This window comes from Xanthomonas sp. WHRI 7945 (assembly GCF_035026585.1).
Map to the genome: position 1 here is coordinate 72126 of NZ_JAYIQP010000013.1, position 26023 is coordinate 98148.

Consider the following 26023-nt stretch of genomic DNA (forward strand, 5'->3'; position numbering starts at 1 on the left):
CATGGATTTCCGGCAATGCGTCGCCGCACGCCTGCGTATCGTCGGCGTTCGCCCTGCTGCGCCGCGGCGGGTCGCGCCGCGGGCGGCTCGCTAGACTGGCGCACATTTTTTGCTGGAGCACGTCCGCATGAGTTCCTCTTTTCTGCCGGTGTCCCTGATCGGCGTTCCCACCGACATCGGCGCTGGTCACCGTGGCGCGCGCATGGGGCCGGAAGCGTTGCGCATCGCCGGCCTGCACGAGGCGCTGGCCGGTCGCGGCATCGAAGTGCGCGACCTGGGCAACCTCGACGGCCCGCGCAATCCATGGCAATCCCCGGTCGCCGGCTACCGGCACCTGGACGAAGTGGTGGCCTGGAACCGTGCACTGATGGAGGCCAGCTACGCCGAGCTGCGCGCCGGGCGCATGCCGATCATGCTGGGCGGCGACCATTGCCTGGGCATCGGCTCGATCACCGCGGTGGCGCGGCATTGCCGCGAGCAGGGCCGCAAGCTGCGGGTGCTGTGGCTGGACGCGCACTCGGACTTCAACACCAGCGAGGTGACGCCGTCGGGCAACGTGCATGGCATGCCGGTGGCCTGCCTGTGCGGGCTGGGGCCCAAGGCGCTGACCGAGCTCGGCGGCGACGCGCCGGCACTTCGCCCGGACCAGGTCCGCCAGATCGGCATCCGCTCGGTGGATCCGGACGAGAAGCGGCTGATCAAGCAGCACCGCATCGATGTGTACGACATGCGCTACATCGACGAGATGGGCATGAAGCGGACCATGGAAGCGGCGCTGGACGGACTCGATGCCGACACCCACCTTCACGTCAGCTTCGACGTGGACTTCCTCGACCCCAGCATCGCGCCGGGCGTGGGCACCACCGTGCCCGGCGGCCCCAACTACCGCGAAGCGCAGCTGGTGATGGAGATGATCGCCGACAGCGGGCGCATGGGCTCGCTGGACATCGTCGAACTCAATCCGGTGCTGGACCATCGCAATCTGACCGCCGAACTGGCGGTGGACCTGGTCGAAAGCCTGTTCGGCAAATCCACGCTGATGCGCGATTGAGTTGGGTTTCTGGAAGAAAACTGAACACCGGAGCGCTTCATTCACGTGAAATCCACAGTGGTGAAGTCAGATTCACCGCCAGACGGTAGCTCGGCAACGGCTATCGCCGCTGTCCCCTAGACCCGTCTTACTGCGAGGATTCCACGATGAAGCGACTGCTCACCTTGATGATGCTGACCCTGTTCTGTGCGGGCATGCTGACTGGCTGCAACACCATGGCCGGTGCCGGCAAAGACATGCAGAAGGCGGGCGAGAAGGTGGAAGACAAGGCGGGCGATTGCAGCGACGGCAAGTGCTGATCGATCGGCCGTAGTGGCTTCGCGTTTTCGATATCCAATGCGTTACCCAGACGCGGCTCGTGCCGCGTTCCCATGATCAACAAAGGAGTGAACCTATGAAGCGTACTTTTGCGTGGATGCTGCTGGCGATATTCTCGGTCGGCCTGCTGTCTGGCTGCAACACCGTTGCTGGTGCCGGCAAGGACGTGCAGAGCGCCGGCGAGAAGGTCGAAGACGCCGCCAAGAACTGAGCCCAGCGCTCGGTGACAAGAACGGGCCGGCTTTGCCGGCCCGTTTTTTTTGCGTCTCGTCATGCCATCGCCAGGTCCGGTAAATGGTTCACCGAACTCATGCGCCGTTGACGTCGTACCGACCGCATGGCAACGGCGCAGGCGCAATGCTCTGCGCGCGGTTCAATCGCCGCGGACACCAACGAGAGCGATGCTATGAACAAAGACATCATTTCCGGCAAGTGGACCCAGCTCAAAGGCAAGATCAAGGCCCAGTGGGGCGATCTGACCGACGACGATTTCGACGTGGCCGAAGGCAATGCCCAATACCTGTCGGGCAAGCTGCAGGAACGCTATGGCTGGGATCGCGACCGCGCCGAGAAAGAGGTGCGTACGTTCCAGGACAGCCTGGACAAGGAATACCGCAACTGAGGCGATCCATGCGCCTTGCACCGGAACGGGCCGCGAGTGCGGCCCGTTCCTTTTTCGCGCCTACATGTGCGCGGGCTTAGCGTACCGGCGGATCCGGCACGAAATCGCCGGGGAACGCATGCGGTGCATCGGCCACGCGCGGGTACGGCCGCGGCCGCGGGATCACCCCGCGTGCGATCAGCCGCGCGCGGCTGTCGTAACGTAGCTGCACGCGCTGCTGCGGCACCTCGCTGGCGCGTTCGAACTCGGTGACGCTGGACGGCGACCATTCGCGTTCGCCATGGCCGGTGCCCAGGCGCTGCACCGCGCCCAGCGCGGCATCGCTTTCCTGGGCGCGCGCCGCCACCGGTGCCGGTGCTTGCGCCGGCGCGGCAGCGCTTTCCCAGCGCTCCTCGATGCTTGCCTGCGGCACGATGCGTGGCGCTTCGTCGAACACCGCCATGCCGATCACGCCGACGTTGTCGGGGCGGCCGGTGCGCGCGGCGTAGCTGTCGGCCAGGTCGGTGAACACGAACTGCGCGATCTCGCGCTGCGACTTGCGCCAGCCGGCGATCTCGGTGCTCTGCCACGGCGCCAGCACATAGCCGCGCTGGTCGCTGGAGGCCGTTTCGCCGCTGACCGCGTTGACTCCGTCCACCGACAGCACCACCAGCACGCGGCGGCCGGTGAGGTTGCTCAGGCGCAGCGCATAGCGGTGGCCGGGCGTGGCGGCGACCCAGCGCTGGCCGCGCTGCACGTGCTGCGGCAGATCGGCGCCGTCGTCGCGGTCGATCACGCTCAGGGCGACCAGCGACGCGGACGGCGGCGGTGCAGGGTAGGGGCGGAAACCGCACAGCAGGCCGATACACAGCAGGGCGATCGAGATCGGGCCGATCGGGCGGGTTGGAAGCAGGCGGAAGAGCGTGCGCATCGGGGCGACTCCGGGAAGGGACCTGGCATTGAACGCGCCATGCGCCGGAACGGGGTTGCCGCGCAGCGGTTAAACTCGCCGGGTTTTCTTCGGCTTCGATTCCCCGCATGACCACCCGCGTCCTCACCGGCATCACCCCCTCCGGCACCCCGCACCTGGGCAACTACGTCGGCGCGATCCGCCCGGCGCTGCAGGCCAGCCTGCGTCCGGGTATCGAGAGCTTCTATTTCCTGGCCGACCTGCACAGCCTGATCAAGGCGCAGGACCCGGCGCGCACCCAGCGCTCGACCCTGGAGATCGCCGCGTCGTGGCTGGCGGCCGGGCTGGACCCGTCGAAGGTGTGGTTCTACCGCCAGTCCGACGTGCCGGAAACCAACGAGTTGACCTGGTTCCTGACCTGCGTCGCCAGCAAGGGCCTGCTCAACCGCGCCCATGCCTACAAGGCTGCGGTGGACAAGAACCGCGCCGACAGCGAGGACGACGATGCCGGGATCAGCGCCGGGCTGTTCATGTATCCGGTACTGATGGCCGCCGACATCCTGCTGTTCAACGCGCAGCAGGTGCCGGTGGGCCGCGACCAGATCCAGCACATCGAGATGGCGCGCGATATCGGCCAGCGTTTCAACCACGTCTACGGCCGCGATTACTTCACCCTGCCCGAAGCGCTGATCGACGAGCAGGTGGCCACCTTGCCCGGGCTGGACGGGCGCAAGATGAGCAAGAGCTACGACAACACGATTCCGTTGTTCGCCCCGCGCGAGGAACTGAAGAAGCACGTGTTCGCCATCGTCACCGATTCGCGCGCGCCCGGCGAGGCGAAGGACACCGAGGGTTCGGCGCTGTTCCAGCTGTACCAGGCCTTCGCCAGCGCCGAGGAGGCCGCCGCGTTCGCGCAGGCCTTCGCCGGCGGCATCGGCTGGGGCGAGGCCAAGCAGCAGTTGTTCGAACGCATCGACGCCGAGATCGCGCCGATGCGCGAGCGCTACGAGGCGCTGATGGCGCGCCCGGGCGAGATCGAGGCGATCCTGCGCGACAATGCGCAGCGCCTGCGCGCACGCTATGCCACGCCGTTCCTGGCCGAATTGCGCCATGCGGTGGGCCTGCGCGACCTGTCGCTGCGCGAGGCGGAGCAGGCCGATGCCGCGCAGGCCAAGCAGGCGCTGCCGAGCTTCAAGCAGTACCGTGAGGGCGACGGCCGCTTCTACTTCAAGCTGCTCGACGGCGAAGGCGCGTTGCTGCTGCAGAGCGGCGGCTTCGATTCGCCGCGCGAGGCCGGACGCGTGATCGGCGTGCTCAAGCAGGCCGTGCAGGCCGATGCGCTGCAGATTCCGGACCTCACCCTGTCGGTGCCGGTCGAGGTCGTGCTGGCCGCGCTGCAGCAGTTGCGCGACGCGGGCTGAGGACAGAAAACGGCCCAGGCCAGCAATGTTGTGGGAGGGACTTCAGTCCCGACGAGGCCTTGGCGATATGGCGTCGGGACTGAAGTCCCTCCCACAATGGACGAAGATCGCAGTTGACCGTCAGTGCAGGTCGTTTGCGCCGCAGTCCGCCAGGACCGCATGTCCGATGGCAACCGCGGGTGCCGTGGATTGCTCGGAGGCCGCGGCGTAGCCGCGCAGGGCTAGCAACAACCTCCATACGGCCTAGAATGGACCTTCGCCCAGCCACCGCCTTGCGCATGCCACGCGATCCCAGCATCCATCTCATCGACACCGGTTTCCAGCGCGCGCAGTTCGATGCGGCCTACCTGATCGTGGAGCACGGTCGCGGCGCGTTCGTCGATTGCGGCACCAGCCATTCGCTGCCGGCCATGCTGGCCGCGCTCGACGGCGCCGGCCTGGCGCCGGGCGATGTGGACTGGTTGATCCTGACCCATGTGCACCTGGACCATGCCGGCGGCGCCGGTGCGCTGCTGCAGCGGTTGCCGAACGCGCGCTTGCTGGTGCATCCGCGCGGCGCGCCGCACATGATCGATCCGACGCGGCTGATCGCCGGCGCCACCGCGGTGTACGGCGAAGCCGAGATCGCGCGCAGCTACGGCACGATCCTGCCGGTGGCGGCCGAACGCGTCGTCGTCGCCGAGGACGGCCATCGGCTGTGGCTGGGCGAGCGCGAGCTGCTGTGCATCGATACGCCCGGCCACGCGCGCCACCATCTGTGCGTGTGGGACGCACGCAGCCGCAGCTGGTTCAGCGGCGACACTTTCGGGCTGTCGTACCGCGAGCTGGACAGCGCGCAGGGCGCGTTCGTGATCCCGACCTCCTCGCCGGTGCAGTTCGATCCGGAGGCGATGCGCGCCTCGATCCAGCGCATGCTCGGCTATGCGCCGGACACGCTGTATCTGACCCATTACGGCGCGGTCGGCGCGGCAGAGACGTTGGCCGCGGATCTGCTCGAGCAACTCGAGGCGATGGTGGCGATCGCGCGCGGCTGCGACGGCCGTTCCGATCGCCATCGCTGCCTGGTCGCGGCGTTGACCGCGCTGTACCTGGAGCGCGCGCGACTGCATGGCTGTCCGCTCGACGACGCCGGCGTGGAGCGGGTGCTGCGGATGGACATCGAACTCAATGCGCAGGGCCTGGCCTGCTGGCTGGATCGCTGAAAGGCCGGGATTCGTGATTTGGGATTCGGGATTGGGAAAAGCGTGTGTTCGCGCTTCTCGTGTCTCGATCCACCTCATTGCTGTTTCGTGACGGCGTCACGCTCTACACTGTGCAACCATGTTTTTTCAGGTCCTCGCCGTGAATCCGATGCGCATGTTGCTGCTGTCCGCCTGTCTGTTCATGGGAGGCGCCGCGCAGGCGGCCAACGAGGCGCTGCCCGGCGGCGGCATCGATGCCGAAGCGCTGCAGCGGCATGTGCGCACGCTGGCCTCCGATGGGTTCGAGGGTCGCGCGCCGGCCACGCCGGGCGAGGACAAGACCATCGCCTATCTCAGCGAACAGTTCCGCCTGGCCGGGGTGCAACCGGCGGGCGACGACGGCGGCTGGACCCAGGCGGTGCCGCTGGTGCGCGCGCAGGTGGACGGACCGGTGACCGCGACGCTGCGCGTGGCCGGCGCGTCGCAGGCGCTGGTCAACGGCGAGGACGTGGTGCTGCAGAGCCTGCGGCCCGGTGCCAAGGTGGCGCTGAAGGACGCGCCGCTGGTGTTCGTCGGCTACGGCATCCACGCGCCCGAGCGCGGCTGGGACGACTACAAGGGCGTGGACCTGAAAGGCAAGATCGCGGTGATGCTGATCAACGATGCCGATTTCGAGACGCCGCAGCCCGGCGCCTTCGATGGCCGCGCGGTCACCTACTACGGGCGCTGGACCTACAAGTACGAGGAAGCCGCACGGCAGGGCGCGGCCGGCGTGCTGATCGTGCACGAGACCGCGCCGGCGGCGTACGGCTGGGCCACGGTGAAGAGTTCCGGGTTGTCGCCGCTGTTCGACATCGAGCGTAGCGACGCGCAGGCGCGCGCGCAGCACGTGCCGGTGCGCGGCTGGATGCAACGCGCGTTGGCGGTGTCGCTGTTCCAGCGCGCCGGGCTGGATTTCGAGGCGGAGAAGCGACGTGCGCAGCGCGCCGACTTCCGCCCGCAGGCGCTGGGCGATGCGGCGCTGTCGGTGCGTTTCGCGCTCAAGCGCGAGCGCGTGGTCACGCACAACGTGGTCGCCAAGCTGGAAGGCGCCACGCATCCGGAGGAGACCGTCATCTACTCGGCGCACTGGGATGCGTTCGGCCTCGGCGCGGCCGACGCCGGCGGCGACCGCATCCGCCGCGGCGCGGTCGACAACGCCACCGGCGTGGCCAGCGTGCTGGAACTGGCGCGGGTGTTCGCGGCCGGTCCGCGGCCGCAGCGCACGCTGTACTTCATCGCCCTGACCGCCGAGGAAAAGGGACTGCTCGGCGCGACCTACTACGCCGCGCATCCGCTGGCGCCGCTGGCGACCACCGTGGCGGTGATCAACAGCGAGATGTTCAGCCCCGATGGCGCCACCCGCGACATCGCCTCGTGGGGCCGCGGGCGCGTGTCGCTGGAGCGCGATCTGGCCGCGGCGGCGCAGGCGCGCGGCCGCGCCTATTCGCCGGATCCGAACCTGGAGGCGGGCTTCTTCTATCGCGCCGACCACTTCGCCTTCGCCCGCGCCGGGGTACCGGCGATCACGGTGGGGCCCGGCTTGGACAAGCTGGACGGTGGTGTGGCCGCCGGCAAGGCGATCCGCGACCGCTATTTCGCCGAGTGCTACCACCAGCCCTGCGATCGCTGGAGCGCATCCTGGGATCCGGCCGGGCATGCCGCCGACACGCTGCTGCTGTACGACCTGGGCCAGCGCCTGGCCGACAGCCGCGAGTGGCCGCGCTGGGACGACGGCTCGGAGTTCAAGCCGGCGCGCGATGCGAGCGAGGCGGCGCGGCGTTGAGGTGGTGACTGTGGCTGCGGGTGGGGTGTGTGTCGCGCGTCGCGACTGAAGTCGCTCCCACAGGCTGGAGCTTCGCGCTGGGTTTGCTGGAGTGCAGCGCAGAAGTGCTTCGGTCTCCACTGCTGCCGAAGCCGATCGATTGCTGATGCCTCCTGTCGCGGCTGAAGCCGCTCCTACAGGGAGCCTTGCGCTGAGTTGCTAGGTGCACTGTAGGAGGGGCTTCAGCCCCGACTGGTGCGAAGCCGATGGATTGCTGATGCCTCCTGTCGCGGCTGAAGCCGCTCCTACAGGAGGCCTTGCGCTGAGTTTGCTGGGTGCACTGTAGGAGCGGCTTCAGCCGCGACTGGTGCCGGAGTCGATGGAGCTGATGACTTCGTGCGTCGCGACTGAAGTCGCTCCCACAGGTGGAGCTTCGCACCGGGCCGGCCTCATTGCCGGCGAGCAGCGTTGCTGCCGTTTGCTGAGTGCACTGCAGGAGGGCTTCCGCCTCGACTGGTGCCGAAGCCGATGGATCGCTGATGCCTCCTGTCGCGGCTGAAGCCGCTCCTACAGGAAGCCTTGCGCAAGGTGCTGGGTGCATTGTGGGAGGGACTTCAGTCCCGACGCGGGGAGTCTGCCGCGCAGCGATTGCGGCTGATGGCCGAAGCCATCGGGGTTGCCTCTGCATGACGCACGCACGTGCTGTGCGCTCAAATCACGCTGGCTCAGCGCGGTGCGTATCGCCGATGGTTCGGCTGGACCAAACGCCTCGCGCAAAACAGCGTGCTGCCTGCGTCGCGCTGCAATGCTGTCGCTGGTCGTGGCCGCTGGCCTAGAATTCATGTCCACACCGCTCGGTCCTTCTGCGCATGTCGTCCTCGCCCTCTCCCGCCACCGCCGTTCCCGCGCGCGGTGGTTTCGTCGTCCTCGCGCTGCTGCTGGTCTACGTCGTCTGGGGTTCGACCTATCTGGCGATCCGCTTCGCGCTGGAGGGTGGGACGCCGCCGCTGACCATGGTCTCGGGGCTGCGCTTCGTGGTCGCCGGTTCGCTGCTGTACGCGGTGCTGCGCTGGCGCGGCGTGGCGGCGCCGACGCGCGCGCACTGGGGGTCGCTGACGGTGCTCGGCGCATTGCTGCTGCTGTGTGGCAACGGCATGGTGGTGCTGGCCGAGCGCCAGGTGTCCTCGGGCCTGGCCGCGGTCGCGGTGGCCTCGGTGCCGCTGTGGATGGCGCTGTTCGGTGCGTTGCGCGGGCAGCATGCCAGCCGCGGCGAATGGCTGGGCATCGTGGTCGGGTTCGCCGGGGTGCTGTGGCTCAACGCCGGCAGCAGCCTCAGCGCCAGCCCCAAGGGGCTGGTGCTGCTGTTGATCGCGCCGATCGGCTGGGCGTTCGGTTCGGTGTGGTCGCGCGGTCGCGACCTGCCGGCGCCGTTCATGGCCGCCGCCGGGCAGATGTTGTGCGGCGGCGTGCTGCTGGTCGCCGCGGGCCTGCTGAGCGGCGAGCGCCCGCACGCCTGGCCGACGCCGCATGCGCTGATGGCGGTTGCCTACCTGTGCGTGTTCGGCTCGATCGTGGCGTTCACCGCCTACGTGTGGCTGTTGCAGAACGTGCGTCCGGTGCTGGCCGGCAGCTATGCCTACGTCAATCCGGTGATCGCGGTGGCGCTGGGCAGCTGGCTCGGCGGCGAGCGCTTCACCGGCAGCGACCTGGGCGCGATGGCGGTGATCCTGGCCGGCGTGGTGGTCATCACCGTGGCGCGGACGCGGCGATGACCGCCGCCGAGCAGGAAACGCGGCGCGGGTTGCTGATCACCGCGTTGGCGTTCGCACTGTGGGGCGTGGTGCCGGTGTACTGGCATCTGCTCAAGGCGGTGCCGTCGTTCCAGATCATCGCCCACCGCATTGTCTGGAGCGCGGTGCTGGTGGTGGGCTGGCTGCTGTACCGCACGCGCCTGCAGTGGTGGCGCAGCATCGCCGCGCAGCCGCGCGCGCTGGCCATCCTGGCGCTGAGCAGCCTGGCGATCGCGTTCAACTGGGGCCTGTACATCTGGGCGATCAACGCCGGCCACGTGATCGAGGCCAGCCTGGGCTATTTCATCAATCCGCTGGTCAACGTGCTGCTCGGCGTGCTGGTGCTGAAGGAGCGGCTGCGCCCGCTGCAGTGGCTGGCGGTGGCGTGCGCGGCGCTCGGCGTGAGCTGGCTCACCGTCGATGCCGGCGCGCTGCCGTGGATCGCGCTGAGCCTGGCCGCCTCGTTCGGGCTGTACGGGTTGCTGCGCAAACTGGTGCAGGTGGATGCGGTGGCCGGGCTGGGGGTGGAGAGCCTGTACCTGTTCCTGCCGGCGCTGGGCTTCGTGCTGTGGAGCGAGAGCGGGCACGGCGGCGGTTTTGCCGGTAGTTGGGGCTGGCGCAACGATCTGCTGCTGGTGTTCGGCGGCGTGGTCACCGCGGTGCCGCTGATCGGCTTCGCCTATGGCGTGCGGCGCATCCCGCTGTCGCTGGTCGGGCTGCTGCAGTACATCGCGCCGAGCCTGCAACTGCTGCTTGGGGTGTGGTTCTTCCACGAGCCGTTCGACACCGGCAAGGCGATCGGCTTCGCCGCGATCTGGATCGGCCTGCTGCTGTTCGCCGGCGAGAGTCTGTGGCGGCGAGCCGGGATTAGGGATTAGGGATTAGCAAAGGCAGAACATCCCAGGTCGCCCGCGCAGACCGCTGTTGCGAATCCCCAATCCCCAATCCCCAATCCCTGCTCAACCCCGGCCGACGCTCGCAGCCGGGCTGCCCGTCAGCTGCTGCCCGGCGTCCACGCGCGGCGCCAGCGGCGACGGGCAGTGGCCGTCGTGGCGCTGCGCCGGCAGTTCGGCGAACCAGTCCTCCACGGTCGGCGCCAGCAGGTCCAGCCGCATCGGCAGGCTGATGTGGTTCTCGCCGGGCATCTCCAGGTAGTGCGCGCGCGGCGCGTCCAGCGCCAGCAGACGGCCGTGCGCGACCGGGATGTGCTGGTCGGCCCCGCCATGCAGCAGCAGCACGCAGGCCGGGGCGGCGCGCGCGGCGGCGGTCACGTCGACCTGGTCCAGGTTCAGCGCCAGGCGCTGGTTGGCGTTGGCGATGACCGCATCCAGGTTCTGCCCGGCGTAGCGCCAGCGTGCCAGGTCCATCGCCGCGCTGGCCATCAGGCCCTGCGGGCGGCTGGCGAGCATGTGCGGGATCATGTCGCGGATGCCGCGGCCTGCATTGGCGAAGGATTCCATCGCGACCACGCCGTCGACGTCGCCGCCCAGCTTCTGCGCGGTGAACAGCGCGGTGGCGGCGCCGTAGGACACGCCGAACAGGTACAGCGGACCCTGCACCTCGCCGCGCGCGCGCAGCGCGCGGATCACCGCAACCACGTCGTCGGACTCGCGGGTGCCGTAGCCGGCCGGGCCGCCGCCGGAGCGGCCGTGGTTGCGCAGGTCGATGCTGATGCTGCGGTAGCCGGCCTGGGCCAGGTCCAGCGACCACGGCAGCAGCGAGTCGCCGTCCATCATCCAGCCGTGCAGCAGCACCACGGTGCCGCGCGGTGCGGCGTGCGCGCCAGGCTGCGGCGCGGCCACGTCCATCGCGAAATCGGCGCGCTCGTGGCCGTTGGCGTCGCGGCCGGCGTGCTCGTAGCGGTAGCGCATGCGGTAGTCGCCCGGGTCGATCGCCCGCCAGAAGATCGGGATGCCGCCGGGGGTGAGCACGTGCCCGCTGCGGTTGGGCAGGGTCGACAGCAGGCCCTGGATGCGTTCCTCGTCCATCAGCGGCGACACGCCGCCCGGCGCGACCAGGCGGTCGCTGAGCGAGGTGGAGGTGCCCGCGGCCACGCAGCAGGCCGCCAGGCACAGGCTGGCGCAGAGGACGAGCAGGAGGCGCAGGCGCGACGACATGGCGGTAGGCGGTGGATGAACGGCCGCGCAGGCTACCGCCTTCGCCGGCGCGGCTCTACCGCAATTGGATGACGAAACGATGACGCGGGTTGGCAGGGTGCGCCGAGGCGGAACCGCCAGCCCGGTTTTTCCCGCTGCGGCCTGCGCTGTGGCGCATCCACCGTTCCCGGCCGGGCCGTGCCGGGGCTGGCCGGCACCCGGTCGGCGCCGCGCGGCAGCGCCTGGCGTTCAGGTCGGGCCGCGTGGCGCCGGCCCGCGACACGCCGGGCCAGACCCGCGGGTCGCATTTGCGCAGGTGGAGGCCGACCCGCGACCTCGCTTCCGTGCGCCAGGCAGGCGCCGCGGTGCCCGGAACGGCGGCCCTACAGCGCGCGCAAGGCAGTGGTGATCGGCAGTCGCGCCGCGCGCAGCGCCGGGAACAGCCCGCCGACCAGGCCGATGCCCAGCGCCCACTTCAGCCCGCTCCACAGCAGTTCCGGCGACACCTTGAACTGGAACACCACCTGGCTGAAGTTGCTGCCCAGCGTGGACACGCTGTAGCCGTTGAACACGACCCAGGCGATCAGCCCGCCGAGCAGCCCGCCGAGCAACGCCAGCAGCATCGTCTCCAGCATCACCGCGGTCACCACCGGCAATCCGCGGAAGCCGATCGCGCGCATCGTGGCGATCTCGCGCGCGCGGGTGGCCACCGCCGCGTACATGGTGTTGAGCGCGCCGAACACCGCGCCGACCGCCATGATCGCGCCGATCACCGTGCCGAGGATGCTGATCAGCTTGCTGAGGTTGCCGCCCTGCTTGGCGTAGTAGGCGCGGGTGGTTTCCACGTCGAGCTTGAGCCGCGGGTCGGCGGCCATCGCCGCCTTGAACTGGGCGTAGCCGTCCTTGCCGGCGGTGCGCACGTTGATCGACTGGTAGGCGCTGCGGTTGTAGGTGGAGGCCAGGGTCTGCGCGTCGGCCCACAGTTCCGAATCGTGCGCGTCGCCGGAGGCGAACACGCCGACCACGGTCCACTGCTCGCGGCCCAGGCTCAGCGTCTTGCCCACCTCCAGCCCGCGGAACTGCGCCTTGGCGCCCTGGCCGACCACGATCTCGCGCAGGCCGGCGGCGAAGCGGCGGCCTTCCACGATCCGGACCTTGTCGTGCACCATCCAGCCGGCGTCGCCGACGCCGCGGAACTGCACGTTGGTGTCGGTGCCCTCGGCCTTGCTCGGCAGGTTGATCACCTGCGACAGCTCCGGGGAGACCAGCGGCTTGCCGTCGGCGCCCTTGGCCACGCCGGCCAGGCTGGCGATCAGCGGCACCTGGTCGCGGGTGATCACCGAGTTGGTCTCGGCGCCGGAGCCGCCGCGCAGCACGATGGCGGTGGTGTCGTCGCCGGTGCTGCTGAGCGTGGCCTGGAAGCCCTCGCCCATCGCCAGCATCGCCACCAGCACGCCGACCACGCCGGCGATGCCGACCACGATCACCGACGAGGCGCCCCAGCGCTGCGGCAGGCTGGCCACGCCGATGCGGGTGGCGGCCAGCGCCAGGCGGCCGCTGCGGGTCAGCAGCAGCCACAGCGCCACGCAGACGGCCAGCGCCAGCACCCCGTACCAGGGCAGCGCGATCCACAGCGCCAGCCCGAGGGCCAGCAGCAGCAGCGAGAGCAGATTGCCCAACCATTGTTTGAGTTTCATCAGTGCGTCTTCCGAGAATGCGATAGGGAACGATGCGGCGGCGGGCTCAGCGCCCGGCCAGCGCGTCCACGATCTTCAGCCGCTGCGCGCGCAGCGCCGGCAGCAAGCCGACCACGATGCCGATGGCGACCATCAGCCCCAGCGCCACCAGCCAGGTCTGCGCCGGTACGCCGCGCATCGGCATCATGCCGCCGCTGGCTGCGGCCACGCCGGGGATGATCAGCGCCGCCAGGCCCATGCCGATCAGTCCGCCGAGCACGATCAGCAGCACCGACTCGACCATCACCAGGCTTAGCACGGTGCCGTCGCGGAAGCCGAGCGTCTTCAGCACCGCCAGCTCCGGGATGCGCTCGCGCACCGCCTGCGCCATGGTGTTGCCGGTGAGCAGCAGCAGGGTGAAGAACACCGCGCCCATGATCGCGGTGACGATCAGGCCGATGTCGGCGAACTGCTTGGCGAAGGCCTGCGAGAACGCGGCCTCGGTCTGGCTCTTGGTCTCGTGGTCGGAGTTCAGCGACAGCGCGTCGATCGCCTGCGCCACCCGCGAGGCCTGGTCGGCGCTGCCCAGCTGCACGGTGTACCAGCTGACCTTGTTCTTGATGTAGTCGTTGGACTCGTCGAAGTATTTCCAGTTCATCATCAACTGGTTCTCCGCCTGCGCGTTCTTGGCGTCCTTGACCTTGAAGATGGTGGTCAGGGTCAGCGGCCAGTCGTTGCTGCCGCCGCGCGGGAAGATGGTGGCCTGCAGCGGGATGGTGTCGCCGATCTTCCAGCCGTGCTTCTTGGCCAGCGCGGCACCCACTGCCGCGGCGGTGCGGGTCTCGCGGAACGCCTTGAGCTGCGCCGGCGGCACGTCATACTCGCTGTACACGTCGAAGAAGTTCGGCGCCACCGAGAAGTTGGGGAAGAAGTTCTTCGGATCCTGGTAGATGCCGCCGAACCACATCGCGTAGGTGACCTTCTTCACTCCGGGCACCGATTCGATCTGCGATTGCAGGCTGACCGGCAGCGACTGGGTGATCGACAGCCGCGAGGACACGATCAGCCGGTTGGCGCCTTCGACGCTGCCGCCGGAGTTGAACGCCACGCGTACCGAGTCGAGCATGCCGAACAGCAGGAACGCGGCGACCACCGACAGCAGGGTCAGCAGGGTGCGGGTCTTGCTGCGGAACAGCTGCGCCCAGACCAACGAAAAGTATTTCATGTTCGATTCTCCAGGGAACGGTACGCCGTGGCGCGGTACGCGCGCAGCGGCTGGCCGCGATGCGGCAGCGGCCGGTTCAATGCGCCACGAGCGGCGCGTCGGCCAGCTCGCCCTTGTCCAGGTGCACGGTATGGCTGGCGTACTCGGCGGCCTTGGGGTCGTGGGTGACCATGATGATGGTCTTGCCGTGTTCGCGGTTGAGTTGCTGCAGCAACTGCAGGATCTCTTCGGCGGCGTGGCGGTCCAGGTCGCCGGTGGGCTCGTCGCAGATCAGGAAGGTGGGATCGGAGACGATGGCGCGGGCGATCGCCACACGCTGCTGCTGGCCGCCGGACAGTTCGTTGGGGCGGTGGCTGCGGCGGTCGGCGAGGTTGACCAGGGTCAGGGCAATCTCGGCGTTGCGCTTGCGCTGGGCGGCGCTGAGGTTGGTCAGCAGCAGCGGCAGCTCGACGTTCTTCTGCGCAGTGAGCATGGGCATGAGGTTGTAGAACTGGAACACGAAGCCGACGTGCTGGCTGCGCCAGGTGGACAGTTGGCCGCCGCTCATGCGGTCGATGCGTTCGCCTTCGATCTCGATCTCGCCGCCGCTGGGGGTATCCAGGCCGCCGATCAGGTTCAGCAGGGTGGTCTTGCCGGAGCCGGAGGGTCCCATCAGGGCGACGAAGTCGCCGCGTTCGATCTCCAGGTCGATGCCGTGCAGGACTTGTACTTTCTCGGGCCCGCGCTGGTAGGTCTTGGTGACGTTGCGCAGTTTGACGAGGGTGGACATGGTGGTGTTCCTGGCAGTGGACGGAAGTAGATGTGCCGGTTGCGGTGAGGCAGTTTGCTGACGCTTGTGTTGTTTGCAGTTGCAGTTGCAGTTGCTTTGCTCTTCAGCTTTTTTGCTCTACCGGGTCCCTTACGCAGCGGCGAATAGGGCGGGAAAAACCCCGAAGGGGCGGCGCACAGGGATGTGCGCCGTTCGCGGCAGGGGCAGGATGCCCCTTCCGCGAATCCCGTCCTGTTCGCGAACCCGGAGCGCGAAGCGCGTAGGGCGCGGAGGCAGGGTGTGCTTTCTTTTGGTTACTTTTCTTTGCACAAGCAAAGAAAAGTAACTCGCCATAGGCGAAAGCTTTGCTTTTGCTCCTTCAGTGGTGGAGCTCTTGTAGGAGCGGCTTCAGCCGCGACACTTTCCTGGCAGAACCAGTCGCGGCTGAAGCCGCTCCTACAAAAGCAAACGTTTGAAGCAAACAAAGCAACGACAAAGCAAAGCAAAGGCTTCCGCCCTTGGCGGGTCACTTTTCTTTGCTCGCGCAAAGAAAAGTAACCAAAAGAAAGCGCGCCCTGCCTACGCGCCCTCCGCGCTGCGCGCTACGGGTCCGCGGATGTACCGGGGATTCGCGGAAGGGGCATCCTGCCCCTGCCGCGAACGGCGCACATCCCTGTGCGCCGCCCTTCGGGTTTTTCCCCGGTCCATCCGCCGCTGCGGAAGGGAACCCAGGAAGCCAACAGCAACAGCAACAGCAACAGCAAAGCCGAGCAACAACGGAGCCGAGCAGCAGCTAGAGCAACATCTAGAGCAAGAGCAAGAGCAAGAGCAAGAGCGGTATGGCGGTTGGAGCTTGTGCAGGCAATTGCAGGCTTGATGCATCACGGGCAAGAATCATGCGATGCGGTGAAACGACTGGTTTCAGCGACACTCGCTATGGCAATAACTGGAACGAAAACAAAGTAACGGCGCCGTCTTCATGGCGATGGAGCAAGGCGGTGGCGACAGGGGCGACACGGACGGCATGCAATGGTTCGCGCCAATGCGCGGTACCTCACACGCGGCCGCCGTTACTGCTCGGTCGCCTCCGCCATCTTCACCTTGACCCCGTCGCGCACCGTCTCCGGCGGGTCCAGCACCACCGTGTCGCCTGCCGCCAGGCCCGACAGCACCTGGCGGTCGTCGCCCAGGGCGATGCCGGTCTTCAGCGCGCGCCGCTCGACGGTGTTGTCCTCCTTCAGTGCGAACGCCACGTCCTGGCCGTCGCGCTTGACGATCGCCGCGCCCGGCACGCGCACGCCTTGCGGCTTGTCTTGCGCCTGCGCCTGCGGGGCTTCCAGGAAACTCACCCGCACGCCCATCTCCGGCACGATCCGCGGATCCTTCTGCTTCAGCGCCACGCGCACCTTCACCGTGGCCTTGCCGCGGTCGGCCGAGGGGATGATCGCGATCACTTCGGCCGGGATCTTCCACTCCGGGTAAGCGTTGAGCGTGGCTTCCACCGGCATGCCCGGCTTGACCCGGCCGATGAAGGCCTCGCCCACCTCGACCTCGATCTCCAGCGATTCCATGTCCACGATGGTGCCGATGCCGGTGCGGGTGAACCCGCCACCGGCCGACAGCGGCGACACGATCTCGCCCGGCTGCGCCGCCTTGGCGGTGACCACGCCGGAGAACGGTGCGCGCACGATGGTGTTGTCCACGTTGAGGTCGGAGATCGACAGCTGGTTGCCGGCCACCACCACGTTGCGCTGCGCGCTCTGCAGCTGCGCGCGCAGGGCGTCGCGCTGCGACAGCGCCTGCTCGTACTGCGAGCGCGACACCAACTGCTGCGTGGACAGGGTCTGCAGCCGCTGCGCATCGGCCTCGGCCTGGCGCAGCTGCGCCTGCATGTTCGCCACCTGGCTGCGCGCCGCGTCCAGCTGCGAGGCCGACAGCTGCCGTTGCGCGCCGGCGTCGATCGGGTCCAGCGTCGCCATCACCTGGCCCTGTTCCACGCGCATGCCTTCCTCGATCAGCACCTCGCGCACCTTGCCGGTGATCTTCGCCGACACCGTGGCCATGCGCCGCGCCACCACGTAGCCGCTGGCGTCCAGCACCGAGGCGCTGCTGCTGCCGGCGGCGATCGCCACCACCGGCGCGGTGGTCACCTCGATGGCCTTGCCGCGGCCGAACAGCAGCCAGCCGCCGACGCCGAGCGCGAGCAGCAGCACCAGGACCACGGCGATCCACAGCCCGCGCCGCGACGGTGGCGCGCTCGGCGGGGCCTTGCGGTCGATACGGAGTTCTTTGAGCAGGTCGGCGGAGGTACTCATCTTGTCCCTGGACGAATCGGTAGGCGCAGTGTGGACGGCGAGGGGTGCGCTTCCCAGTTGCCGGAAGTCACTTTCTGCGTTGCGCTGCGGCAGGTGCGGCGCCATTCCCCGTGGCGTGGAGCGCAGCATGCGGCAATCGCGTGGCCATCGCCAGTGACAGCTGTCACCCGCCGCGGCTGACGGGCCGCACTGGGATGGGCCGGCGCCGCGGCGCAGCATGGCCACTCCCGCCACGACCGGTTCCTGCCGATGCACGCCGCTCCCGACACTCTCCCGCTGGCGCAGCTGCGCGCCGTGCACAAGCGCTACGGCGCGGTGGTCGCGCTGGACGGCGTGGACCTGCAACTGCAGCGCGGCCGGCTGCTGGCCCTGCTCGGCGCCAACGGCGCGGGCAAGAGCACCGCGGTGGCGCTGCTGCTCGGGCTGCAGGTGGCCGATGCCGGCAGCGTGCAGCTGTGCGGGCAGGATCCGCGTGCGCTCGGCGCGCGGCGCCAGGCCGGGGTGATGCTGCAGTCCGCCGGCTTGCCGGACACGCTGCGCGTGGGCGAACTATTGGACCAGGCGCGCGGCTACTACCGGCGCCCGCGCAGCGTCGCCGATTGCGTGGCGCTGGCCGGGCTGGATGGCCTGCTGCCGCGCCGCTACGGCGGCTTGTCCGGCGGCCAGCAGCGGCGCGTGCAATTTGCGATGGCGATCTGCGGGCGTCCGCAGGTGCTGTTCCTGGACGAACCCAGCACCGGCCTGGACATCGAGGCGCGGCAGGGCCTGTGGCGGGCGATCCAGGAACTGGTCGCGGAGGGCTGCGCGGTGCTGCTGACCACCCATTACCTGGAGGAGGCCGAGGTATTGGCCGACCGGGTCGCGGTGCTGCAGCGCGGCACGCTGATCGCCGAAGGCAGCGTGCAGCAGCTGCGGGCGCGCTTCGAGCAACGCACGATCCGCTGCCGCAGCGCGCTGACTGCGGTGCAGGTGGCGGGCTGGCCGCAGGTGCGCCGCGTGGAAGCGCGCGACGGCGTGCTGGAGATCGTCGCCGAACCGGCCGAGCCGGTGGTGGCGCGACTGCTCGCCGCCGATCCGGCGCTGGGCGAACTGGAAGTCCGCCGCGCCGGCCTGGCCGACGCGTTCCTCGCCATCACCCGTGCGGAGGCCGCATGAGCACGCCCGATCCACGCCGTACCGAGCATGTCGCGTCCCCGGCGCACGGCACGGCGGCCGCGCGGCCGACCGGCGCCGCCGCGCCGCCGTTGTGCGACCACGCCACGTTGCTGCGGCGTGACCATGCCACGCTGCTGTTGCGTGACCATGCCGCGCTGCTGTTGCGCGAAATCCGCTACGAGTTATTACGCTGGCTGCGCACGCCGTCGTTCGCGCTGCCGACCTTGCTGTTCCCGCCCATGTTCTACGTCCTGTTCGGCGTGCTGCTCAATCGCGGCAATGCCGCCGCTGCGGTGTACCTGATGGCCAGCTACGGCGTGTTCGGGGTGATGGCGCCGGCGCTGTTCGGTTTCGGCGTGGGCCTGGCGCTGGACCGCGAGCGCGGCCTGCTCACCCTCAAGCGCGCCATGCCGGTGCCACCTGGGGCGATCCTGCTGGCGCGCACCGTGCTGGCGATGCTGTTCGCGCTGGCGATCGCATTGTTGTTGCAGCTGCTCGGCGGCATGCTCGGCGGGGTGCGCCTGGCGCCGTCGCAGCGCGCCTGGCTGTTGCTGATCGAAGTGCTGGGCACGCTGCCGTTCTGTGCGATCGGCCTGTACATCGGTGCCCGCGTCGGCGGCAGCGGCGCGCCGGCCGTGGTCAACCTGATCTACCTGCCGATGGCGTTCCTGTCGGGTCTGTGGATCCCGCTGCAGATGCTGCCGTCGCTGCTGACTACGCTGGCGCCGCTATGGCCGTCCTATCACCTGAGCCAGCTCGCGCTGCGCGTGGTCGGTCACGACGACGGCAGCGGAATCACCGGCCACATCGCCGCGCTGCTGGCGATGACCGTGGCGTTCTATTCGCTGGCGCATCGGCGCCTGCGCCGCGGCTGATGGCCGGCCTCCGCCGCGCCGGCGCCGCGCTGCCGGCATCGCCGCTTCCCGCCGCTTCGCGCGCCATCCCCATGCGCTCGCTATGCTATGCACCGCGGCGGCGCGTCCGCCCCTGGAGCCCGCCGTGATCGATCTGCTGCAAGCCTCGCCCGAATCGCTGGTCGCCCAGCGGATGAGCTGGACCACGGCCAAACGCAGCACGCAGTGGTTCGTGTGGCTGTCGCTGGTGTGGTCGATCTGGCTGTTCATCACGCCGCTGTACGAGCGGCACATCTTCCGCGACTGGTTCTGGCCGACGATGGTCAGCTACGCGGCGTTCCTTGCCCTGTACTACTGCGCCTACTACCGCGATCGCCGCTACCTGCGCTGGTGCGTGGCCGGCATGGCCGTGCTGGCGTTCGTGCTGCTGCCGTACAACCCCGGCGCGCAGTGCTACATGATCTATGCCTGTGCGTTCCTGGCGTTCTGTTTCCCGATCGGTCGCGCGCTGCTGGCGATGCTGTTGCTGCTCGGTGCGTTCGCGGCGGCGTGGATGCTGCAGGGCTGGTCGCTGCTGTACATGACCAGCGCGGTGGTGGTCGGCCTGTCGGTGGGGCTGATGAACATCAGCTTTGAACGCCGCGCCCGCGCCGACGCGCAGCTGCGCCTGAGCCACGAGGAAGTGCGGCGCCTGGCCGCGGTCGCCGAGCGCGAGCGCATCGGCCGCGACCTGCACGACCTGCTCGGCCACACCCTGTCGCTGGTGGCGCTGAAGTCGGACCTGGCCGCGCGCCTGCTCGCGCGCGATCCGGCCGCGGCGCGGCAGGAGATGGAGGACGTCGGCCAGGTCGCGCGCGAGGCGCTGGGCCAGGTGCGGCGCGCGGTCAGCGGCATCCGCGCCGCGCAGCTGGCGGCGGAAATGGCCTCGGCCAAGCTGCTGCTGGAATCCTCCGGGGTCACCTTCCGCTATCAGGTCGATGCCTTGCCGCAATGCGCGCAGCTGGAGACCGTGTTCGCGATGGTGTTGCGCGAGGCCGCGACCAACATCCAGCGCCACGCCGGTGCCGGCAACGCGCAGCTGCGGCTGTGGTGCGAACGCGGCCAGGCCTGGCTGGAGATCCGCGACGACGGCCGCGGCAGCGCGATGCAGCCGGGCACCGGCCTGGCCAGCATGCGCGAACGGCTGGAAGCGGTGGGCGGTTCGTTGCGGATCGACTCCGAACGCGGCCAGGGCACCCGCCTGCTGGCCGCCGCGCCGTTGCCGCGGACCGCCGAACCCGCGCCCGGCGTGCCGGTCGCGCCGCCGCATGCCGGGCAGGACGCCGCGCTGCACTGAGCGCCGCGCTGCCGCGCTCTACAATGCGCGCACAACATCGGGGGAAGGCGTGATTCGACTAGTGCTGGCGGAGGACCAGGCGATGGTGCGCGGTGCGCTCAGCGCGCTGCTGGGCCTGGAAGCGGATATCGCGGTGGTCGCCAGCGCCGCCGACGGCGAAGCCGCGTGGCGCGCGCTGCAGGCGCACACGCCGGACCTGCTGGTCACCGATATCGAGATGCCCGGCCTCAGCGGCCTGGAACTGGCGCAGCGGGTGCAACGCCAGCAACTGCCGGTGCGCGTGGTCATCGTCACCACCTTCGCCCGTCCTGGGTTCCTGCGCCGCGCGCTGGATGCCGGCGTCGGCGGGTATCTGTTGAAGGACGCGCCGCCCGAACGGCTGGTCGATGCGATCCGCCAGGTGCACCGCGGCGGCCGCGCGATCGATCCGGAGCTGGCGCTGGAGGCCTGGTCCGAGGCCGACCCGCTCAACGACCGCGAACGCCAGGTGCTGCGCCTGGCCGGCGAGGGCGCCTCGGCCGGCGACATCGCCGCCCGGCTCGGGCTGTCGCACGGCACCGTGCGCAATTACCTGTCCGAGGCGATCGGCAAGCTCGGCGTCGGCAACCGCATCGAGGCGGCGCGGCTGGCGCGGCAGAAGGGCTGGCTGTAGCGCGGCCGCCAAACGCGAAGGCCGGTGACGCGGCCGCCGGCATTCGGGTCCCACCCAGGTTCGTCCGCTGCGTCACGACGGATGGCAGATCGGACGACCAGGTGAAGCGCAGCGAGCCGCTGCGCGGTTCGCCCGATGCCCGTAACCGTAGATCCGACCGGTTGCCAGCTCACTCACGTCTGCGTTGGATCTGCGGCTCGGGCTTCACCACACGATGGGCAACGCCGAGGCCGCATGGCGCCTTGCCGTACGATCAGCGTCGTGCCGCCCGACGTGCGCCGACGCCGGCTCGCGCCGCAACCGCCGCTGCCGAGGATCGCCGGGTATGCCGGTTCGGCAAGCGCCTATGAAATTGTGCGCAGCCGCGCGGAAGCGGCGCCGCCAGTGACTATGCTCGCCTGCATCGGTCGACGGGAGTGCGGGATGAAGTGGATGCGTGCGCTGTGCTTTGGGTGGTCGCTGCTGTTGGCGTGGTCGTTGCCGGCCGGTGCCGCGCTGGCGGCCGACGGGCAGTTCAAGGTGCTGGTCGCGGCGATTCCCAACAAGTACCACCACGACTACATCCCGGTGGCCAAGCCGCAGTTCGAGGCGCTGGCGCGGCAGCACTACTTCGAGCTGGTATGGGCCTGGAACGCCGAGGCGTTCGACGGCGACCTGTCGCAGTACGCGGCGATCGTGCTGCTCAATACGCCGGCCACCGACCTCAATCCGGCGCAGCGCGCCAATTTCCAGAAGTACGTGCGCGACGGCGGCGGCGTGGTCGCGGTGCACAAGGCGTTCGCGATCGCGCGCGGGCAGTGGGACTGGTACGACCGCCTGATCGGCCGCTCGTTCCGCACCCATCCTTACCTGCAGACCGCGATGGTCGACGTGGTCGACCGCAACTTCCCCGCCACCGCCGGCCTGCCGCAGCGCTGGCTGTGGTCGGACGAATGGTACGAATACGACCCGCCGTACAGCGACGACCTGATCACGCTGATGACGGTGGACGAGACCAGCTACGACCCCACGCTGATCTGGCCCGGCCAGGTCGCCAAGGGCATGGGCAAACAGCACCCGGTGGCGTGGTACCACCACTTCGAAGGCGGCCGCGTGTTCGCCACCGCGCTCGGCCACCAGGCCGAGGCCTACAACGACCCGCGCTACCTCGAGCACCTGTATGGCGGCATCTACTGGGCCGCCACCGGCCACGGCATCGCCGGCGAGAAGAAAGCGGCAACGCCGCGCCCACGCTGAATCCGCAGGCGCCACGCTTTGCTTTTCTGTAGGAGCGGCTTCAGCCGCGACAGAAACCGGACCTTCGCCGGCACCCTGTCGGGGCTGAAGCCCCCCCTACAGCACACCCGGCCAACACGTCCCGCGATTTTTGTAGGAGCGGCTTCAGCCGCGACAGGAGCTGGACCTTCGCCGGGCACCCTGTCGGGGCTGAAGCCCCTCCCACAGGAGCGCCCGGCCGGCACGCCACGCGCCTTTTGTGGGAGCGACTTCAGTCGCGACGCGCATCACCGACCAAGCCCATCGCGACCGACGGGCCAGGTCCACCCAACGTCGTAGCAGAGAACAACCCCTTAGACCTGTTCCCTAAGCGCTGCCTGGTCCGCCACCACCGGCGCCGCCCCACCCCGCGCCATGCTCGAAAACACCCCGTCGCGGCGCACCCAGGCATGGAACAGCGCCGCGCACAGATGCCCCAGCACCGTGGCGAACAGCAAATACGCCAGCCAGCCATGCGCGCTGCGCAGCCACGCGTACAGCGCCGGGCTGTGCGGCGCGATCGGCGGCAGCTGCGCGCCCGGCCACAGCACGATCGGATAGCCGCCGGCCGACAGCAGCGACCAGCCCAGCAACGGCATCGCCAGCATCAACGCATACAACAACCAGTGCGAGGCCAGCGCCGCCGTCTTCTGCCACCACGGCAGGTCCGCCGGCAGCGGTGGTGGGCGGTGACGCAGGCGGTTGCCCAGGCGCACGATCGCCAGCACCAGGATCGCGATACCGAGCGGACGATGCAGGTCGAGCAGCCATGGCCGCTGCGACACCGAAGCGACCATGCCCACGCCGACGAACAGCATGGTCAGGATCATCGCCGCCATCAGCCAGTGCAGCACTCGCGCCGTCAGGTTGAAATGTCCGGAGACGTTGGCGCGGCTCATTGCGCACCTCCCTTTGCCTGGCCTGTGGCCTCGGGCGCCTGGCCGCGGCCGATCTCGCGCTCGCGGCGGTTGAACGAGTGCGAATACACCGCCGAGCGCGCGGCCAGGATCGGGTCGTCGGAGCCGGCGATGCCGCGCGGCAGGATCAGCGGGTCGTAGTTGAGGTCGCGGCACGGGCCGGTGGCCTGCGGCTCGGCATGGTCGAGCACCAGGGTGCCGGCGACCATCTGCTGCCGGTCCTGCGGCCAAGGTTGAGATGGATCGTTCACCGGGTCGCCGGGCGCGGCCACGGTCAGCACCAGGTCCCAGCGCAACGGGCCGCGCGCCAGCCGCGCCTGCAGGTCCTCGCCGAGGAAGTCGGCATCGGCCTGCGCACGCTGCGCCGCGGACAGTTCTTTGAACGGCGTTTGCGGCCGCATCGACCAGCGCACGAAACGGCTGCTGCCGTCGGCGGCGATGAAGCGGAAGCTGTTGACCCCGTTGTACTGGGTGTTGGCCCAGCTGTCCGACCACGGCGCGGTCTTGGCCCACTGCTGGAACTTCTTCGCTTCCGGATAGCGCTGCACGAACGCGGCCATCTTCGCCGGGTCCGGCTTGCCGGTGGCCGGGTCCGGCTGCGCGGCCAGGGTCTGCGCCATGAAGCCCTCCGGCGTGGCCACCACGAAGAACGGGAAACTGTTCATCGCCGTGCGCCATTGCTGGCCGTCGTCGCTGCGCAGCAGCAGCGCCATGCTGCGCACCCGCGCGCTGGCATCGGCGCCATGCGGATCGCCGCCGCCGATCGACATCCGCCCCAGCACCGGCACCGAGGCCTGGGCGAACACCCGCGCCGAGGACAGCGCACTGGCCTGGCCGTTGCCTTCGAAATGCCCGCTCACGCACATGCCCTTGCTGTGCGCGCGGCGAAAGCCTGGGTGCGGCGGCCCGCCGGCCTCGATGGCGTCGGTCATGCGCTGCGCGGTCAGCCGCTGCGGCCCGCCCAGCCAGCCGGCGCTCCAGGCGAAGGCGGCGGCGAGCACGGCGGCGATCGCGGCGATGGCCGCCAGCGGCAGCCAGGGCTGCGGGCGTGGTGGCGAGGGCGGGGCGGGGTCGGGATGGGACATGGGGAAACTCCTGTGGCGGCGGCGATTGGCAGTGAGACGTGCGGCGCCGCGGTCTATTCCCGGCGCAGGCGCTTTTTTTGCGTTGCCGGCAGGGAACCGCTGCCTCGCCGGCAGCCGTTCCCTGCCGGCCGGCCTGCGGCACGGGCGCGTGGTGGGGCGATCGCGACGGGCGCCTAACCCGGGCTTGGGGAATAATCCGTCTCGCCGCGCGTCCTACCTGCGACCACCCTCACTCCGAACGCTGCCGAGCCCAGCCATGCATGACCTCGACGACGAATCCCTGCGTGCGCTGATGCCGCGGTTGCGGCGTTTCGCGCAGTCGCTGAGCGGCGATGCGGCCAGTGCCGACGACCTGGTGCAGGCGGCGCTGGAGCGCGCGCTGCGGCGCTGGTCCACCCGCCGCGATGCCGATGCGCTGCAGCCATGGCTGTTCGCGATCGTGTACCGGCAATTCGTCGACACGCGCCGCCGCGCGCAGCGCTGGCAGCGGGTGCTGGCGCTGTTCGCGCCGCAGCAGCCGACCCAGGCGCCGTCGGCCGAACAGGTGCACGACGGCCGCGCGATGCTGGCCGCCTTCGCGCAGTTGCCGGCCGAGCAGCGCGCCTTGCTGTTGCTGGTCAGTGTCGAGGGTTTCAGCTACCGCGACGCCGCCACCGCGCTGGACCTGCCGATCGGCACGGTGATGTCGCGGCTGTCGCGCGCGCGCGAGAAACTGCGCCAGATCGGCGAAGGCCGCAGCGGCCCCGGCCCTGCCTTGCGAGTGCTCAAATGACCGTGCTGCGCCCCGACGACGAAACCCTGCACGCCTATGTCGATGGCCGCCTGGACCCGGCGCGCCGCGCGCAGGTGGCCGCCTGGCTGCAGGCCCATCCCGCCCATGCCGCGCGCGTGGCCGGCTGGAAGCAGGACGCCGACGCGCTGCGCGCGGCCTGGGCCGGCGCCGAAGCGCTGCCGGCCAATCCCGCGTTGAGCGCATCGGCGCTGCGCGGCCGCGTGCGCCAGCGTCGCCGCACGCTGGCGGCGATGGCCGCCAGCTGCGCACTGATGCTCGGCCTGGGCACCGGACTGGGCTGGCAATTGCGCGACAGCCGCCTCGGTGGCGAACGCCTGCCGATGGCCGACGCGGTGGCCGCGTATCGCCTGTTCGCCGATGGCGAGCAACCGCTGGAATTCGATCCGGCGCGGCGGGTGGCCTTGCAGGGCTGGCTGCGCACCCATTTCGGCGAGGCCGGCGTGGTGCCGGACCTGCAGGCGCAGGGCTTCGCGCTGCGCGGCGGACGCCTGCTGTCCACGCCCGAGGGTGCCGCCGCGATGCTGGTCTACCAGGACGCCGACGGCGCACGCATCGGCCTGTACCTGCGCCCGGGCAGCGCCCGCCTGCGCGACGGCGAACGCCGCGACGGCCGCCTGCTGGCGCAGTACTGGTCCGAAGGCGGCACCGCCTTCGCCCTGGTCGGCCCGGCCACCCAGACCCGCATGCGCCAGATCGCCCCGCTGCTGCGCGAGCAGGGCTGAGCCGGCGCGGCGCGAACCGCACTCGCAGCGAAGAATGCATGCGCTCCCTGGAGGAGCGGCTTCAGCCGCGACGAACGCAGCGGTGGACTTGCCGCACCCGTATCGCGTCGGGACTGAAG

24 protein-coding genes are annotated in these 26023 nt (G+C 69.6%); 16 read left to right on the plus strand and 8 right to left on the minus strand.

Annotated elements, in window-relative coordinates; genetic code table 11:
• Positions 1–127: 127 nt before the first annotated feature.
• From rocF to VDQ83_RS12435, 4 genes are all read left to right on the plus strand, one after another.
• A complete protein-coding gene (gene rocF / locus VDQ83_RS12420) occupies positions 128–1051 on the plus strand; it encodes an arginase (protein WP_309921586.1) in 924 nt (307 codons plus the stop codon).
• A 146-nt stretch (positions 1052–1197) separates the two neighbouring features.
• Complete coding sequence (locus VDQ83_RS12425) at positions 1198–1350, plus strand: entericidin A/B family lipoprotein (protein WP_263111363.1); 153 nt, start codon at positions 1198–1200, stop codon at positions 1348–1350.
• Positions 1351–1445: 95 nt separating this feature from the next.
• The gene (locus tag VDQ83_RS12430) at positions 1446–1580 is read left to right on the plus strand and encodes an entericidin A/B family lipoprotein (protein WP_455435176.1); all 135 of its coding nucleotides are present in this window, start codon (positions 1446–1448) and stop codon (positions 1578–1580) included.
• A 195-nt stretch (positions 1581–1775) separates the two neighbouring features.
• A complete protein-coding gene (locus tag VDQ83_RS12435; RefSeq protein ID WP_263396757.1) occupies positions 1776–1991 on the plus strand; it encodes a CsbD family protein in 216 nt (71 codons plus the stop codon).
• Positions 1992–2067: 76 nt separating this feature from the next.
• Here VDQ83_RS12435 and VDQ83_RS12440 read toward each other — a convergent pair whose 3' ends face one another.
• Positions 2068–2901 carry a hypothetical protein gene (locus VDQ83_RS12440; RefSeq protein WP_455435177.1) on the minus strand — a complete coding sequence of 278 codons (834 nt, stop codon included), beginning with the start codon at positions 2899–2901 and terminating at the stop codon, positions 2068–2070.
• Positions 2902–3008: 107 nt separating this feature from the next.
• Here VDQ83_RS12440 and VDQ83_RS12445 point away from each other — a divergent pair, with 107 nt between their 5' ends.
• The 5 genes from VDQ83_RS12445 (at position 3009) to rarD (ending at position 9954) form a co-directional block, all read left to right on the plus strand.
• Positions 3009–4301: a tryptophan--tRNA ligase gene (locus VDQ83_RS12445; protein ID WP_455435178.1), complete on the plus strand. Its 1293-nt coding sequence runs from the start codon at positions 3009–3011 to the stop codon at positions 4299–4301.
• 278 nt (positions 4302–4579) lie between these two features.
• On the plus strand, positions 4580–5503 hold the full coding sequence (locus VDQ83_RS12450) for an MBL fold metallo-hydrolase (RefSeq protein WP_455435179.1): 924 nt from the start codon (positions 4580–4582) through the stop codon (positions 5501–5503).
• Between the two features lie 148 nt (positions 5504–5651).
• Entirely contained in the window at positions 5652–7307 is a 1656-nt protein-coding gene (locus tag VDQ83_RS12455) for a M28 family metallopeptidase (protein ID WP_455435220.1), read from the plus strand.
• 848 nt (positions 7308–8155) lie between these two features.
• Positions 8156–9058 (plus strand): drug/metabolite exporter YedA, encoded by a 903-nt coding sequence (gene yedA, locus VDQ83_RS12460; protein WP_455435180.1) that lies wholly within the window; start codon positions 8156–8158, stop codon positions 9056–9058.
• Positions 9055–9954, plus strand: a complete 900-nt coding sequence (rarD, locus tag VDQ83_RS12465; RefSeq protein ID WP_455435181.1) for an EamA family transporter RarD — start codon at positions 9055–9057, stop codon at positions 9952–9954. Before yedA ends, rarD begins: the two co-directional genes overlap by 4 nt.
• An 81-nt stretch (positions 9955–10035) precedes the next feature.
• On the opposite strand, the gene VDQ83_RS12470 is transcribed toward rarD, so the two are convergent.
• From VDQ83_RS12470 to VDQ83_RS12490, 5 genes are all read right to left on the minus strand, one after another.
• Positions 10036–11193, minus strand: a complete 1158-nt coding sequence (locus VDQ83_RS12470; protein WP_309921607.1) for an alpha/beta hydrolase — start codon at positions 11191–11193, stop codon at positions 10036–10038.
• Positions 11194–11555: 362 nt separating this feature from the next.
• Positions 11556–12869, minus strand: coding sequence for an ABC transporter permease (locus VDQ83_RS12475; RefSeq protein ID WP_455435182.1), 1314 nt, complete (start codon positions 12867–12869; stop codon positions 11556–11558).
• A gap of 46 nt (positions 12870–12915) precedes the next feature.
• Entirely contained in the window at positions 12916–14073 is a 1158-nt protein-coding gene (locus VDQ83_RS12480) for an ABC transporter permease (RefSeq protein ID WP_309921612.1), read from the minus strand.
• A gap of 76 nt (positions 14074–14149) precedes the next feature.
• Positions 14150–14842, minus strand: a complete 693-nt coding sequence (locus VDQ83_RS12485) for an ABC transporter ATP-binding protein (RefSeq protein WP_263396766.1) — start codon at positions 14840–14842, stop codon at positions 14150–14152.
• A gap of 1049 nt (positions 14843–15891) precedes the next feature.
• Positions 15892–17136, minus strand: a complete 1245-nt coding sequence (locus VDQ83_RS12490; RefSeq protein ID WP_455435183.1) for an efflux RND transporter periplasmic adaptor subunit — start codon at positions 17134–17136, stop codon at positions 15892–15894.
• Positions 17137–17385: 249 nt separating this feature from the next.
• Here VDQ83_RS12490 and VDQ83_RS12495 point away from each other — a divergent pair, with 249 nt between their 5' ends.
• The 5 genes from VDQ83_RS12495 to VDQ83_RS12515 all read left to right on the plus strand — a co-directional run bounded on the left by VDQ83_RS12495 (position 17386) and on the right by VDQ83_RS12515 (position 22369).
• Positions 17386–18291: an ABC transporter ATP-binding protein gene (locus tag VDQ83_RS12495; RefSeq protein WP_455435184.1), complete on the plus strand. Its 906-nt coding sequence runs from the start codon at positions 17386–17388 to the stop codon at positions 18289–18291.
• Complete coding sequence (locus tag VDQ83_RS12500) at positions 18288–19166, plus strand: ABC transporter permease (RefSeq protein WP_455435185.1); 879 nt, start codon at positions 18288–18290, stop codon at positions 19164–19166. Before VDQ83_RS12495 ends, VDQ83_RS12500 begins: the two co-directional genes overlap by 4 nt.
• A 124-nt stretch (positions 19167–19290) precedes the next feature.
• On the plus strand, positions 19291–20481 hold the full coding sequence (locus VDQ83_RS12505) for a sensor histidine kinase (protein ID WP_263396770.1): 1191 nt from the start codon (positions 19291–19293) through the stop codon (positions 20479–20481).
• 49 nt (positions 20482–20530) lie between these two features.
• Positions 20531–21133, plus strand: a complete 603-nt coding sequence (locus VDQ83_RS12510; protein ID WP_263396771.1) for a response regulator transcription factor — start codon at positions 20531–20533, stop codon at positions 21131–21133.
• A 423-nt stretch (positions 21134–21556) separates the two neighbouring features.
• On the plus strand, positions 21557–22369 hold the full coding sequence (locus VDQ83_RS12515; RefSeq protein ID WP_455435186.1) for a ThuA domain-containing protein: 813 nt from the start codon (positions 21557–21559) through the stop codon (positions 22367–22369).
• 332 nt (positions 22370–22701) lie between these two features.
• On the opposite strand, the gene VDQ83_RS12520 is transcribed toward VDQ83_RS12515, so the two are convergent.
• Positions 22702–23286, minus strand: a complete 585-nt coding sequence (locus VDQ83_RS12520; protein WP_455435187.1) for a cytochrome b — start codon at positions 23284–23286, stop codon at positions 22702–22704.
• Positions 23283–24389 carry a catalase family peroxidase gene (locus VDQ83_RS12525; RefSeq protein ID WP_455435188.1) on the minus strand — a complete coding sequence of 369 codons (1107 nt, stop codon included), beginning with the start codon at positions 24387–24389 and terminating at the stop codon, positions 23283–23285. Before VDQ83_RS12525 ends, VDQ83_RS12520 begins: the two co-directional genes overlap by 4 nt.
• Positions 24390–24645: 256 nt before the next feature.
• Here VDQ83_RS12525 and VDQ83_RS12530 point away from each other — a divergent pair, with 256 nt between their 5' ends.
• Both VDQ83_RS12530 and VDQ83_RS12535 read left to right on the plus strand, forming a co-directional pair.
• On the plus strand, positions 24646–25161 hold the full coding sequence (locus VDQ83_RS12530) for an RNA polymerase sigma factor (protein ID WP_263396775.1): 516 nt from the start codon (positions 24646–24648) through the stop codon (positions 25159–25161).
• Positions 25158–25904: an anti-sigma factor family protein gene (locus VDQ83_RS12535; RefSeq protein ID WP_455435189.1), complete on the plus strand. Its 747-nt coding sequence runs from the start codon at positions 25158–25160 to the stop codon at positions 25902–25904. Before VDQ83_RS12530 ends, VDQ83_RS12535 begins: the two co-directional genes overlap by 4 nt.
• The last annotated feature ends 119 nt before the right edge of the window (positions 25905–26023 follow it).